Below are 13,411 nucleotides of genomic sequence, written 5' to 3'. Positions count from 1 at the left end.
TAACGTGTTGTGTCCGTTTTAACTTTATTTGCGAATCACTAGGATTAGGTTCTGTCGCTAACTTCTTGTGTTAGCTTAGCAATAAAGTCGTCAACCGACATTTTTCCTAAATCTTCACCACCGCGTGTACGAACTGCAATTTCGCCATTTTCCATCTCTTTGTCACCAACGACTAAAAGATATGGAACACGCTTCAAAGTGTGCTCGCGGATTTTAAAGCCTATCTTCTCATTTCTCAAGTCAACTTTGGCTCTAAATCCACTTTCTTTCAGTTTTTTCACAACATTTTCACAATATTCACCTTGTTTGTCGGTGATATTCATCACAGTTGCCTGAATTGGTGATAACCAAGTTGGGAATTTACCTGAGTATTCTTCGATTAAAATACCGATGAAACGCTCTAATGAACCTAAGATTGCACGGTGGATCATAACTGGTACATGACGTTCGCCATCTTCACCAATGTAAGACGCATCTAAACGACCTGGTAGTGCAAAGTCTAGCTGCACCGTACCACATTGCCAGTTACGGCCTAAACAATCGAGCAAAGTGAACTCAATTTTTGGACCGTAGAATGCACCTTCACCTGGTAAGTAATCAAATGGGATGTCTAACGAGTTAAGCGCATTTGCGAGGCCTTCCTCGGCTTTGTCCCAAATTTCGTCAGCACCGATGCGCTTTTCAGGACGTGTCGAAAGTTTTACGAGAATGTCTTCAAAACCAAAGGTTTTGTAGACGTCGTAAACCATTTCAATACACTTAGTAACTTCTGCTTGAACTTGATCTTCAGTACAGAAAATGTGGGCGTCATCTTGGGTGAAACCACGTACGCGCATTAAGCCGTGCAATGCACCTGATGGCTCATTGCGGTGGCAACAGCCAAATTCCGCCATACGTAGCGGTAAGTCACGGTATGACTTAAGACCTTGGTTGAAAATTTGTACGTGACCTGGGCAGTTCATTGGCTTAATCGCATATTCACGTTTTTCAGATTCTGTCGTGAACATGTTTTCTGCGTATTTGTCCCAGTGGCCTGAGCGCTCCCACAACTGACGATCCATCATTAATGGACCTTTTACTTCGTCGTAGTCATACTCGTGTAGCTTTTGGCGAACAAACTTTTCAAGTTCAGTGTAAATCGTCCAACCATCGTTATGCCAGAACACCATACCCGGCGCTTCGGTTTGCCAGTGGAATAAATCTAATGCTTTACCAATTTTACGGTGGTCGCGCTTTTCCGCTTCGGCCAAACGTTGTAAGTAAGCTTTTAATTGCTTCTTATCTGCCCATGCTGTGCCGTAAATACGCTGTAGCATTTTGTTTTCTGAATCACCACGCCAGTAGGCACCTGCGACATTCATCAGTTTAAAGTGATGACAGTGCTTCATGTTTGGTACGTGTGGGCCACGACACATGTCGATGTATTCTTCGTGGTGGTATAAGCCTGGACGATCATCTTTTTCGATGTTTTCGTCTAAGATTTCCATCTTGTAACTTTCGCCACGCGCTTCAAACGTGTCGCGTGCTTCTTGCCAAGAAACCGTTTTCTTCACAACCGCATAGTTAGTTTTAGCAAGCTCAAGCATGCGCTTTTCTAACTTAGCTAAATCATCGTCGTTTAATGCTTGCTCTAAATCGATGTCGTAGTAAAACCCGTTGTCGATTGTAGGACCAATCGCCATTTTTACATCTGGGAATAATTGCTTGATCGCGTGACCTAACAAGTGAGCACAAGAGTGGCGAATAATCTCCAGACCATCTTCATCTTTTGCAGTGATCAACTGTAGTTGGCAATCTTCGGTGATTGTTTCGCACGCGTCTACGCGCTCACCATTAATGCGACCGGCAAGTGTCGCTTTTGCTAAACCAGGACCAATGTCTAATGCAACATCCATTACAGATACTGGATTATCGAAAGAACGTTGACTTCCGTCTGGGAGAGTAATTACAGGCATGAAATTTCCTTACACAGTGGCGACGCACACGTAGCGCCGCTTGTTAATTTTAAATAAAAGTGTGATTGGCCATCAGAAATTGCACTATCGTTTCGAATTACGTTTTCGAACCTAAAACACGCAAAATATGGTCTAATACAAATGAGCCCAGAAGAATAGAAAAATTAAGCGGATATTTCAATGGCAAACAGGCGTTTTTCAAAGCTTTTTCATCATTTGGTTAAAATAACGTTTCCACTGCTTTTATTAATTGTTGCAAACCCTCTTATTCTTGGTAAAAGTTACGCGAATGATATTGTAGAAAAAGTTGAAAATAAGGGTACAGCTACACATTGGCAATTAGTGCGAACTAGCGACGCTATTAAAGTCTACACAGCTAAGGGTGCAAAGGCTGCAAAGGCTGCAAAGGCTGCAAAGCAAAACGAAGACCATAACGAGAACCATGACGAAAACAAGCACCTTGCTCATATTAGAGCCGAGCTTACCGTTCGATCTTCCCTTTCCGGTTTTTTATTGTTTTTACAAGATTACGACAACATTCCCAATTGGCTGGATAATGCCTACCATAGTGAATTGGTCAGTCAGGAATCGCCAACCCGTAATATTTTCATCACCTATTTTGAAGGTATTTGGCCAGTTAAGCCCCGAGATATGGTGATAGACACAGAGTTTACACAGCAGTCGGATCTCAGCATCAATATTCATGTGAAAGATGCAGGCAATTCAGTACCACTTTCAGACGACATTGTTAGGGTTAGCGTATTGCATGCGAACTGGCTAATCAAACCCATTGAGCAACTTGGCTATATTCATATTGCCTACGAATTCAGCGTCAATCCAAATGGGGCCATTCCAGTTTGGCTAGTTAATCAAATGACAGTGAATTCCGTATGGCAAACCATGCGAAACATTGAACAACAGTTACCCGCATCTCAATGGCAACAATTTCACATCAACTCAATTAAAGAGCAAGCAGTTCAAATTTCTCCAACACACTAAGTAAAGGTGCTGATAAAGCGCCGCAAACGGTTACCGCAACTTGTTCTATACTAAGCAATTATTGGTATTTAATATTCTATTAACTATGTGGCACAGCGTAGAATCTGCGATAACTAAAAGCACAGGAAAGGCGTTCAGTATTGAAAATAAATCCCCTATTTCTGGCGGTGATATCAACTTAGCATTTCACATTAGTGGTAAAGACCAAAACTACTTCGTTAAGGTGAACAACAAAACTGCATACGATAACTTAGCGCAAGAGTGGTATTCGCTTGACCAACTGGCCACTCTTTCTGACGTTAAATCACCCAAGCCTATTGCGATTGGCAGCACACTAGATAAAAGTTTTCTGGTGCTTGAATATTTAGCATTAACCAGTGGCAGCGATAGCCAGTGGTTTCAAATCGGTCAACAACTTGCTCTAATGCACCAAGTTTGCACTCATGGTGAATTTGGTTGGCAAAACGACAACTACCTTGGTCATACTCGACAACCTAATAAATGGCAGAAAAATTGGAGTGTATTTTTTGCAGAGCAACGTATTGGTTGGCAGTTAGCCTCGTTAGAAGAAAAATCCATTTTGTTGGGTAATATTGACTACATTTGCGCGCATTGCCAAAAGCTGCTCGCCCACCATCACCCACAGCCAAGTTTACTGCACGGCGATCTATGGCAAGGTAACGTAAGTTTTACTGAATTACAGGGCGTTTTTTACGACCCTGCGTGTTACTGCGGTGATCGCGAAGCTGATATTGCCATGACAGAATTATTTGGCTTGTTTCCCGCAAGTTTTTATCAAGGCTACCAAGCGATATACCCATTATCGAAAAGTTATGCCAAACGAAAACTGCTTTATAACTTTTACCATGTACTTAATCACGCCAATATGTTCGGTGGTATCTACATTGACCAGTCAAAAGCTAGTTTGCAGCGAATTTTATCAACGCCAAGTTAGCCACGACCAATCGTTAAAAATTCACGTAAAACGCCTATAAACTACTATTTTACCGCTTATCAGAGACTTAGCTGCGGCTAGCAGAATCACATATTTTGGTCATACTTAAAAGACGTTTGAGCAAAGGTGAAGAGGTCAATTATGCTCGAAGAACTCCAGCAACAGCGGATTGAGTGTCCACACTGCGGACACCACTTACACGTAACGTTAGACCCAAGTGCCGGTGACCAAGATTATTACGACGATTGCCCAGCATGTTGCAGTGAAATTCATTTGAACATGCATATTGATGAGGTCGACCAAAAAATTGAGCTACAAGTAGACGCAGACGACGAACAAGTTTTTTAAGCATAACTGCTTGAGCGAAAAGCGGCGTAAAACTGGCCTACTTATCTCTGCGTTTTTAAGGTTAGTCTAATTGTAATTTCATTCGCTCTATCGTCGACACGATAGTAATGGTTTGCTGATCCATTTCAATATTGACGTTATCACCAACCTTAAGGTCACCAATATTGGTTCTGGTTAATGTCTCAGGGATCAAATGCACATTGAAGTGACCGTTTTCCACTGACTCACCTAAGGTCAAACTCGTGCCATTAATTGAGATAAACCCTTTGCCAAATATGTACTTTGCATAAGCTGCTTGTTGACTTGGCGCTAACTCAAAATAAACACTGCGATTATCACCGATATTTTCAATGTTAGTCACACTGGCCATCGCATGAATATGCCCCGAGACTTGATGCCCGCCGATTTCATCGCCAACTTTTAACGACCGCTCATAATTCACGAAGTCGCCAGTATTAATCGATACAAGGTTGGTTACGCGTAACGTTTCATCAATCACATCAAAGCGAATTTTGTCGAGCGTTTCATCAAGCGATTGCTGCTCGACAACCGTTAAACATACACCATTAATCGCGATACTGGCGCCCAACTCAATTTGCTGTGCATATTGCTTGTCAACAGCGATGCATAACTGGCAAACGCCATGCTTAGTTTGTGCTGATAAAACTTGTGCTTTCGATTGCACAATCCCAGTAAACATATATTATTTACCCCTTAAAATTTTTCGCTATTTTAACAGCAAAGCATTCAGGTTTTCATGCGCTTATCAGATTTTATTTATCAATCAAAAAGTTTACTTAAACTTGCCTACCCGATTCTTATTGCCCAACTGATCCAAAACTTAATGGGCTTTGCCGATACGGTAATGGCTGGTCGTGTAAGCGCAACTGACATGGCTGCTGTAGCGGTTGCTAGTAGTGTTTGGTTACCAGCCATTCTAACGATTTCCGGTATTATGATGGCTTTAGCGGCAATCGTGTCTCAATACTCAGGCGCTAAGGCATTTGATAAGGTCGCAAGTGCAACCTATCAAACTGCGTGGATTGGCTTGTTTTTAGGTGGCTCACTTATCTTATTAAACGCCACCGCCGCGCCAGCAATTTATCAAGAAGTAACCCTTGAGCCAGAACTCAAAAAGTTAATGTTTGACTACCTAGACTATATCGTTTGGGGTGGACCCGCGTTTTGCTTGTACTTTGTGTTAAGGAACTATTCAGAGGGTTTGTCGCATACTCGACCAACCATGATCATTAGTATCATTGGTTTGCTAGTTAACATCCCCGCTAACTACATATTTATCTACGGTAAGTTCGGCATGCCTGCACTGGGCGGCGCTGGGTGCGGCCTAGCTACCGCGCTGGTTTATTGGGCAATGTTTTTATCTATGTTGGCCTATACCTACTTCTCAAAACACCTCAAACAAGCGCACTTGTTTGAGCGTTTTTATTGGCCAAACTGGTCAGAAATAAAAACGGTATTAGCACTGGGTGTGCCTATCGCGCTATCACTGCTGTTTGAAGTGAGTTTATTTGCTGTGGTCGCGATAATTTTGGCGCCATTTGGTGCTGAAGTTGTGGCTAGCCACCAAATAGCCATTAACTTCTCGGGGCTGGTATTTATGATCCCGCTGAGCCTTGCTATGGCGGTGACGATAAAAGTGGGCTTTGCCGTCGGCAACAAACAATATCAGGATGCAAAAGATATTTGTTGGTATTCAGCACTATTAGGCTTAGTTATTGCCGTGGTTACAGCCTCTGGCACGTTACTGTTTAAATCCGAGATTGCGGGTATTTATACCACTGAACTACCTGTAATTGAGCTAGCAGCAAGCTTAATGTTCTTAGCGGCACTATTTCAGTTTTCAGACGCTATTCAAGTGATTTCAGCAGGTGCATTACGTGGGTATAAAGATACTACCTCAATATTGATCATCACATTTTTCTCATATTGGATTGTCGGCTTATCTATTGGATTAATACTCGGTTTAACGGATTGGATAATTGAGCCGATAGGCCCATCAGGCTTTTGGATTGGTTTTATCTCAGGCTTAACCACCGCCGCTGTGCTGTTGGCTATTCGATTAAAGGTTGTGCAAGCACGGCTAGCGTAAGATTAGAGTATATTTTCAAAAGCTAGCTCATTTTTTGGAGGTGGACGAGAAATGAACATAGACAGTGCAAAGTTAAATTTGCTGTTTGAACAAAAGCTAAAACCCAAGTTAGCGCCACTAGAAACCTCTCGTTTAGCGACATTAAAGAAGAAAAAAGCGCTTACCTTTTCCGTAGGTGCCTTTTTTATCGCGGTATTGTCAGGCATTGACTCAACGCCTTTGCTAATTGCGCTATTTGCCATTATGGCGTATTGCTTTGTCACCTTTAAGTTCAGTTGGGACAAGTTCCGAAGTAGTTACAAAAAACAAATAATGGTGACTCTGTTGAGTGAAATTGACAAGTCGCTAATCTGGCATAAAGACAAATTCATCACTCAACCCGAGTTCGAACAAAGCGGTTTGTACCCCACAAAAGTTGATAGTTACGGTGGTGAAGATCTTATTTGTGGCGAGCTCGAAGGCTTTAAGATTGAAATGTCTGAACTTTTTGTAGAACAGATCATTCAGCGGCCTGAAGGCGGCTCGCTAAAAAATCCGATTTTTATCGGTCTATTTCTCAAAGCTCAACGTCCCACACCATTTTCTCACTCTAGTTATATTTTAGCGAAAGAAAATGCCAAGCAAGGGATAAAAGCAAAGCTATTTGGCCATTTTCAAAGTCAACGTATTGGTGAAAACGTAGCATTACAGGAAAGTGAATTTAGCCAATATTTCTCCGTTGTCAGCTCAGCGCCAGATACCATATTACAAATGCTATCGCCCAAGTTGATGGATAAATTAGTTGACTATAGAAATCAAAAAAAGGGAATCGCGATATCGCTATCTTTTATTGACCAAAATGTTTACATTGCAATCCCCGAAGGCAGGGATTTATTCGAGCCTCAACTAGCACTAGCTTTAACAGACTTTGACATCATCAAAGGCCTGTTTCAAGATTTAGTGTTTTATACGGGTTTATTACGAGAATTAGGACTTCCATCCAATAGCCAGCACTAATAATTGCTTCGCAAGGAGCATAAAAAAGCGCAAAGTAATTAATTGTATAAGTTAATCCACTTTGCGCTTTTTTCTTTCTTTAGCAGCAGGCTTGATAGGCTCAGCTATTTCTCAACTGCAACTTTTTCACTAGTTTCCGCTGTTGCCATAATACGGCGATTTTCTGCATGAGCAGCAGCAGTATTTGCCTCGTTAATTAAACGCTCTTCGCCATAGCCAACAGCGTTTAATCGTCCACCGTCAATGCGATATTCGTTTACCAGCATATCAACAACGGCTTGGGCACGTTTCATTGATAAGGTTTTATTGTAGCCTGCCGCACCAACGCTAGATGAATGACCTTCAATAGTCAGATTAACACCGCTGTATTGTTTTAAGAAGTTAGCCAACTTTTCAACTTCACCATAAAACTCAGGCTTAATGACATCACTGTTGTTATCAAAGTTTACTTGCACTTCAATAGAACGCATTTTCTCGCTAAACAAGGTACAGCCTTTAATATCGACCATATGGTTTGTTGGTGTGCCTGGACACTGGTCTAAACTATCAATAACACCGTCTTTATCAGCATCTTTAATGGTAGGCGTTGTCGCTGGTTTAGCCGTTACGGGCTTAGCTACGGTTGGTTTTGACGTTACAGGTGAGGCTGTACGTGCCTTGTTCTCACCAAAGAAGTAAATTAAACCCAAAGTGGCGTTAAAATCAGTATGGTACTCTTCAAATTGATAATGCCCTTTACCTTCAACAAAACCAGCAAAGCGATTAGTGAAGTAATGACGATACCCCATACCAATGTTGGCTGATACTTCTTTTTCTTCTAAATCAATTTCTTTAAAACCACCAATAAGGTAAAGGTTCTTTTTGCTTGGAAAGTGTAAAACGTCAATTGCTACCGAACGACCATCTTGGTCGCCATAAACACTGCGCAATGCATCAACTGACAAGTCGGTATACTGAATACGCAATTCGTTGTATTCGGAAAAACGATAGCCAAGTGACAAACCTGCACCATCGCCCTCTTCTAACCCTGACGCACGATCACCTGCCACGGTCAGTCGTTCATTGTCTGCATCAAAATAGCTGTAATGAATACCGCCATAGGCTTGCTTAACCAAAACTGAGGCATCTGGCTGCTCGTTTGCCATTACTCCCATTGAAAATGCTGAAGAACACGCTCCCGCTACCAATAGCGCAATAATTTTATTATTTTTCATCTAGATTCCCTTAATTTTTCCATGCCCTGCGTTTGGGGCTTATCAATGCGTGAAGATTTTTAAACTACCGAGTTATTTAATTACATTGTTAATAACGATGCTAATTTAATCAATAAATTTAGTGATTTGTTGTTAAATTAATCGAACAAACCAAATTTGAGAAAATATCGCGAAAAACACTTGCAACTGTAAAATAGCATCGCTAACATAGCGCTCCGTTGCTAAGGCAACATTGATTTGGGAGCGTAGCTCAGTTGGTTAGAGCGCTTGCTTGACATGCAAGAGGTCGCTGGTTCAACTCCAGTCGCACCCACCACATTTTAAAAAGCCGCACATTGTGCGGCTTTTTTCGTTTTGAGAGATTATTACAAGTTTTTTATCGCTAAGCGGCTTCGAAAGCACTTGCGGAAATGGTAGGCGCTTCACCATCAACCAGCGATAAATTAACGTCTACGCGCTTTTCAACCACCTTACCTACGATAATTAACGCTGGGCCTTGAAAGTCAGCTAAATCACTTGCCGCATCCATCGATGCCAAAGACTTGCAAACTACTTTCTGAGTATGACTCGTGCCTTGGTCAATCACCGCAATCGGCATCGTTGCTGCCATGCCGTGACTTATTAATCGCTGACAAATTAACTGAACACGATTCAAGCCCATATAAAAAACCAGTGTACTTTGCTCTGCTGCAATCAAATGCCAATCACATTCATGCTCTTCTTGCTTGCCATGAGCAGTAATAAATTTCACTGATTGCGCGCAGTCTCTATGGGTTAACGGAATACCGGAATAAGCGGCGCAGCCTGTCGCCGCAGTAATACCGGGGATGACTTGAAATGGAACATTCGCTTGCGAAAGCACATCCGTTTCTTCGGCAAGTCGCGCAAATATCGACGGGTCTCCCCCTTTTAATCGCACAACTCGTTTTCCTTGAGCCGCGTAATCAACCAATAGCTGACAAATTTCTGCTTGTGTGACTGAATGTTGACCACATTTTTTGCCAACAAATACACGTTCGATATGATCTGGAATAAGGGCATTAATTTCAGGGTTCACCAGCCAGTCAACTAATACAATATCTGCTTGCTGCAGTGCTTTTACCGCTTTTAACGTCAATAGCTCTGGGTCGCCAGCCCCTGCCCCAACAAATACCACTTGCCCAGAATTTTTGTCGGTGGATAGTACTGACGAGCTGTTCTTGTGTTGATTTAGCTTACGCGTTAGCCAGGTTAATTTGCTGACATTATTAGCAAGGGCATCACTAGTATTCGCTCCAGCAGCGACATTTTTAACACTTTTGGCAGCCCAACGGCGCTTTTGTTGATGCCTAAACCAAAATAACGGGGTTTTAAATAAGCTTAACTGCATACTAACTCCTTAAGCATCTTAAATTTTAATAAGTAACCTCAGCTCTGGATAACTAATGTGCTTCTAGCGGCTATTTTCACTCCTATCTGCGTTGACTTCACTTGCAATAGGCCAGCTATTGACGCGTAAATTCGCCTTGATATCAGTGAAAATTACTCGCTAGAAGGTAATTGCAAATCTAAGTATTTGAATTAACTTTGCTATTCACTATTTCTTATCCAAACCTGAGGTTAAATAGACACTAACTAAGCGCTGGCGACTTCTTTAATGTCGATTAGGTTCGATTGGCAATCATTAATAATGGCTTGTAATTCTGGCTTACACGAGCCGCAGTTACTGCCACACTTTAGTGACTTACCCAGCGCGGCAACGCTGTCTGTACCAGACATTACCGCCTCTCGAATACTCGCTTCAGAAACATTGAAACAACTACACACGTTCCGACTTTCGTCTGCACTGGCTGGCGCTGTTTTAGAAAGTAAGGCTTGCACTTCGGCAAATGACAAACTGTCTTGCCCAAACAGACTATCGACCCATTTTTTCGCTTCATTAAATGCCTGATTGGCAAAGTAAGCGACACATTTCAGTGCGCCATTTTGCAGGCAAATCACATGAGAAAGTTGGTTATCTTCATCGTTAAAGCTTAACCACTCCCCTTGGAACGGAAAAAGTTTTTGCAGTTTGGCGATGGTCATTGGCTGCTCTTCACTGGTGGCAAGTTGGTAGTGCCAACAATGCTCCTGCTTAGCTTTTAACCAGTATGGTGTATCAGCGGCAATATCCTCTGCAAAGTAGCAATCAAGATACTGAGCAAAGTTAGCCTTTTCTATTGCAATACCAGTATGTTTCAATTCAGGTTGACCAGAAATAGGATCTACCACTGCATTGTAAAGCGTTGACACCGTTGCATTTGATGAAAATTGGCCGTTCCAGTGAATTGGCATAAAACACTCACCGAAATTAACGGTATCAGTGACTTGCACAGGGACAAATAACTCACCGGTTTGCGATTGAACATGGGCAATCTGGTGTTCTGTTAAACCTAGTTTTATCGCATCTTGCGGGTTAACAGCAATATAGGGTTTCGCTAAATGTTGAGTTAGCGCAGATGCAGCACCTGTGCGTGTCATCGTATGCCATTGATCGCGATAACGACCGCTGTTAAGTACTAATGAATATGCTTTACTGACTTTCTGCTGAGGTAATTGTGGGGTTACTGCGAAAAACTTAGCTTTGCCACTCACAGTAGCAAATTGACCGTCTGCAAATACACGTGCGCTTTTTTGAACGCCCGCTTTTATTGGCCCTTTTATTGGCCATTGCACAGGTTGTAATTGCTCATATTCGGCGAGTGTTAGTCGTGCCAAGCCTGACATATCAAAAACGCGCTTGCTGTCCCCTGCGTTTTGATAGCCAGATAAGGCAGCAAATTCGGTAAACACTTGGTAAGGGTGCTGGTAATCAAAGCCACTAAAACCCATTTTTTGCGCTACTAGCGACATGATCTGCCAATCGTGTTTGGCTTGCCCTGCAGGTGCTAAGGCACCGCGCTGCCTTGAAATTCTGCGCTCAGAGTTGGTGACAGTGCCATTTTTCTCAAGCCATGGCGTAGCTGGTAATTTAACATCAGCGTAAGCCAATGTATCATTATCAGCGACGCAATCTGACACCACGACAAACTCACATTGTTCAAATGCTTTAGCAACTTGATTGTGATCCGGCAAACTCACGAGAGGGTTGGTTGCCATAACCCAAACCGCTTTAATTTTGCCCGATTGCATTTGTTCAATCATATCAACCGCTTTCGCACCTTGCTCGGTTGGGATGTGCGGTGATTGCCAAAACGTTTGCACTAAATCACGATGTGCTGGATTTTCAATATCCATATGAGCCGCTAATTGGTTAGCTAAGCCACCTACTTCGCGCCCCCCCATGGCATTAGGCTGACCCGTGATCGAAAATGGCCCAGAGCCAAGTGATGCAATTTTGCCTGTCGCTAAATGCACGTTGATAATGGCATGGCATTTATCAACACCGGAAGTCGATTGATTGATGCCCATGGAGTACATGGATATTGCTTTTTTTGAGCGCAGGAATAACTGATAAAAATCTTGCAACTGGGCTTGGCTAACACCACAAAATTGACTGACTTTTGCCATGTCCCAATGCGAGGCTTCGGCAAGTGCCTCGTCAAATCCTTGTGTATTGTCGTTTATGTAAGCTTTGTCCAACGCTTCATGTTCGGCCAAGAAATTCAATAAACCGTTATACAGCGCGGCATCGGTACCGGGATTAATCGCTAAATGCTGTTCGGCACTTTCCGCCGTTGCCGTGCGACGTGGGTCAACCACCACGAGCTGACACGCCGGGTTGATTTGTTTAGCCCGTTGCATACGTTGAAACAATACGGGGTGCGTCCACGCGGCATTAGAGCCAATTAATACGATTAAGTCGGTGTGTTCTAAATCTTGGTAATCACATGGCACCACGTCTTCGCCAAACGCTCGTTTATACGCCGACACTGCTGATGACATGCAAAGCCTTGAGTTAGTATCGATATTGGCACTGCCGATATAACCCTTCATTAGTTTGTTAGCAACATAGTAATCTTCGGTCAGTAACTGCCCCGAGACATAAAAGGCAACCGAATCGGGGCCATGTTGCTTAATTATTTTGTTAAACTCACCAGCAACTTTGCTAATTGCCGTATCCCAACTTACTTGCTCACCGGCAATTTCAGGCACTAATAAGCGATTGGTGATATCAACCGTATCAAGTAGGTGCGTTCCCTTGACACACAAACGACCAAAGTTAGCAGGATGCTCCGGTGAGCCCGTTAGACTAGTTGCCTGCTCGCCGTTTATCGTAATATCCACACCACAACCAACGCCACAATAGGCACACGTACTTTGCACCAAAGCGTTTGTCGCTTTAGGTGGATAATGAACTTGCTCATTTAGAGATGAACAGTGAGTCTGCTCATTTAAGGATAAAGATTGAGCTTGCTCATTCAAGCCAGTAGCGCAAAGCTGAGCTGCCTTATCAATAGTGTGGTCGCACGTCATACACTGCAATCCTCTTAGATATAGACTTGGATCGCTTGGTCCTGAATACGCGCTGGATAAGCGCCTATTTCAGCTTCTTCTTGAATACAAGTACCGGTTTTCAGCGAAAATTGCTGTTTGTAAAGTGGTGAAGCAACAATAGGTTCGCCGTTGTTACTGCCAACAATGCCGCGATATAGCACATTCGCTTTGCCAATCGGGTCAAAATTATCAACCGCAAACACTTTTTCTTCACTGTCGGGAATACTAAAAATGGCAATTTGTTTCTCTAGTTGCTCCCCCTGTTCACTTGGCTTAGCAACTAAGGCACAGATACCGGAGTTAGCAACTAGGTCTTGAATACCACACAAGGTCACCCAATCTTTGTTTACCGTTTGCTCTTTTAACGCTTGTGTCATAA

At 42.7% G+C, this 13,411-nt stretch carries 11 protein-coding genes and 1 tRNA gene; 6 read left to right on the top strand and 6 right to left on the bottom strand.

Annotation, left to right across the window (positions count from 1 at the left end):
• Positions 1 to 44: 44 nt before the first annotated feature.
• Entirely contained in the window at positions 45 to 1,955 is a 1,911-nt protein-coding gene (gene thrS / locus DXX94_RS01095) for a threonine--tRNA ligase (RefSeq protein WP_116013312.1), read from the bottom strand.
• Positions 1,956 to 2,135: 180 nt separating this feature from the next.
• Here thrS and DXX94_RS01090 point away from each other — a divergent pair, with 180 nt between their 5' ends.
• The 3 genes from DXX94_RS01090 (at position 2,136) to DXX94_RS01080 (ending at position 4,257) form a co-directional block, all read left to right on the top strand.
• On the top strand, positions 2,136 to 2,954 hold the full coding sequence (locus tag DXX94_RS01090; RefSeq protein ID WP_116013310.1) for a hypothetical protein: 819 nt from the start codon (positions 2,136 to 2,138) through the stop codon (positions 2,952 to 2,954).
• A gap of 40 nt (positions 2,955 to 2,994) precedes the next feature.
• Positions 2,995 to 3,909, top strand: a complete 915-nt coding sequence (locus tag DXX94_RS01085; protein WP_258872060.1) for a fructosamine kinase family protein — start codon at positions 2,995 to 2,997, stop codon at positions 3,907 to 3,909.
• Between the two features lie 141 nt (positions 3,910 to 4,050).
• A complete protein-coding gene (locus DXX94_RS01080) occupies positions 4,051 to 4,257 on the top strand; it encodes a CPXCG motif-containing cysteine-rich protein (RefSeq protein ID WP_116013307.1) in 207 nt (68 codons plus the stop codon).
• 61 nt (positions 4,258 to 4,318) lie between these two features.
• Here the strand turns inward: DXX94_RS01080 and DXX94_RS01075 are convergent, their stop codons facing one another.
• Positions 4,319 to 4,957 (bottom strand): riboflavin synthase subunit alpha, encoded by a 639-nt coding sequence (locus DXX94_RS01075; RefSeq protein WP_116013306.1) that lies wholly within the window; start codon positions 4,955 to 4,957, stop codon positions 4,319 to 4,321.
• 57 nt (positions 4,958 to 5,014) lie between these two features.
• On the opposite strand from DXX94_RS01075, the gene DXX94_RS01070 reads away from it, so the two are divergent.
• Together DXX94_RS01070 and DXX94_RS01065 are read left to right on the top strand one after the other, a co-directional pair.
• Positions 5,015 to 6,367, top strand: a complete 1,353-nt coding sequence (locus tag DXX94_RS01070) for an MATE family efflux transporter (RefSeq protein WP_116013304.1) — start codon at positions 5,015 to 5,017, stop codon at positions 6,365 to 6,367.
• Positions 6,368 to 6,418: 51 nt separating this feature from the next.
• Positions 6,419 to 7,363, top strand: coding sequence for a DUF3137 domain-containing protein (locus DXX94_RS01065; RefSeq protein WP_116013302.1), 945 nt, complete (start codon positions 6,419 to 6,421; stop codon positions 7,361 to 7,363).
• 104 nt (positions 7,364 to 7,467) lie between these two features.
• Here the strand turns inward: DXX94_RS01065 and DXX94_RS01060 are convergent, their stop codons facing one another.
• On the bottom strand, positions 7,468 to 8,577 hold the full coding sequence (locus DXX94_RS01060; protein WP_116013301.1) for an OmpA family protein: 1,110 nt from the start codon (positions 8,575 to 8,577) through the stop codon (positions 7,468 to 7,470).
• A gap of 239 nt (positions 8,578 to 8,816) precedes the next feature.
• On the opposite strand from DXX94_RS01060, the gene DXX94_RS01055 reads away from it, so the two are divergent.
• A tRNA-Val gene (locus tag DXX94_RS01055) sits at positions 8,817 to 8,893 on the top strand.
• Positions 8,894 to 8,959: 66 nt separating this feature from the next.
• Here the strand turns inward: DXX94_RS01055 and cobA are convergent.
• The 3 genes from cobA to nirD form a co-directional block, all read right to left on the bottom strand.
• Positions 8,960 to 9,946 (bottom strand): uroporphyrinogen-III C-methyltransferase, encoded by a 987-nt coding sequence (gene cobA, locus DXX94_RS01050; RefSeq protein WP_116013299.1) that lies wholly within the window; start codon positions 9,944 to 9,946, stop codon positions 8,960 to 8,962.
• Between the two features lie 245 nt (positions 9,947 to 10,191).
• Positions 10,192 to 13,011, bottom strand: a complete 2,820-nt coding sequence (locus DXX94_RS01045; protein WP_116013298.1) for a nitrate reductase — start codon at positions 13,009 to 13,011, stop codon at positions 10,192 to 10,194.
• 14 nt (positions 13,012 to 13,025) lie between these two features.
• Positions 13,026 to 13,409 carry a nitrite reductase small subunit NirD gene (gene nirD, locus DXX94_RS01040; RefSeq protein WP_116000123.1) on the bottom strand — a complete coding sequence of 128 codons (384 nt, stop codon included), beginning with the start codon at positions 13,407 to 13,409 and terminating at the stop codon, positions 13,026 to 13,028.
• Positions 13,410 to 13,411: the final 2 nt, after the last annotated feature.

It is taken from the genome of Thalassotalea euphylliae, assembly GCF_003390375.1.
Lineage (GTDB): Bacteria > Pseudomonadota > Gammaproteobacteria > Enterobacterales > Alteromonadaceae > Thalassotalea_F > Thalassotalea_F euphylliae_A.
The sequence above is the reverse complement of the archived record's forward strand: the minus strand, read 5'-3'. Positions and strand labels throughout refer to the sequence as shown.

Coding starts and splice junctions, on each gene's coding strand:
- cobA (WP_116013299.1), bottom strand. CDS start 9,946: ATGCAGTTAAGCTTATTTAAAACCCCGTTATTTTGGTTTAGGCATCAA.
- DXX94_RS01060 (WP_116013301.1), bottom strand. CDS start 8,577: ATGAAAAATAATAAAATTATTGCGCTATTGGTAGCGGGAGCGTGTTCT.
- DXX94_RS01080 (WP_116013307.1), top strand. CDS start 4,051: ATGCTCGAAGAACTCCAGCAACAGCGGATTGAGTGTCCACACTGCGGA.
- nirD (WP_116000123.1), bottom strand. CDS start 13,409: ATGACACAAGCGTTAAAAGAGCAAACGGTAAACAAAGATTGGGTGACC.
- thrS (WP_116013312.1), bottom strand. CDS start 1,955: ATGCCTGTAATTACTCTCCCAGACGGAAGTCAACGTTCTTTCGATAAT.
- DXX94_RS01070 (WP_116013304.1), top strand. CDS start 5,015: ATGCGCTTATCAGATTTTATTTATCAATCAAAAAGTTTACTTAAACTT.
- DXX94_RS01090 (WP_116013310.1), top strand. CDS start 2,136: ATGGCAAACAGGCGTTTTTCAAAGCTTTTTCATCATTTGGTTAAAATA.
- DXX94_RS01045 (WP_116013298.1), bottom strand. CDS start 13,011: ATGACGTGCGACCACACTATTGATAAGGCAGCTCAGCTTTGCGCTACT.
- DXX94_RS01065 (WP_116013302.1), top strand. CDS start 6,419: ATGAACATAGACAGTGCAAAGTTAAATTTGCTGTTTGAACAAAAGCTA.
- DXX94_RS01075 (WP_116013306.1), bottom strand. CDS start 4,957: ATGTTTACTGGGATTGTGCAATCGAAAGCACAAGTTTTATCAGCACAA.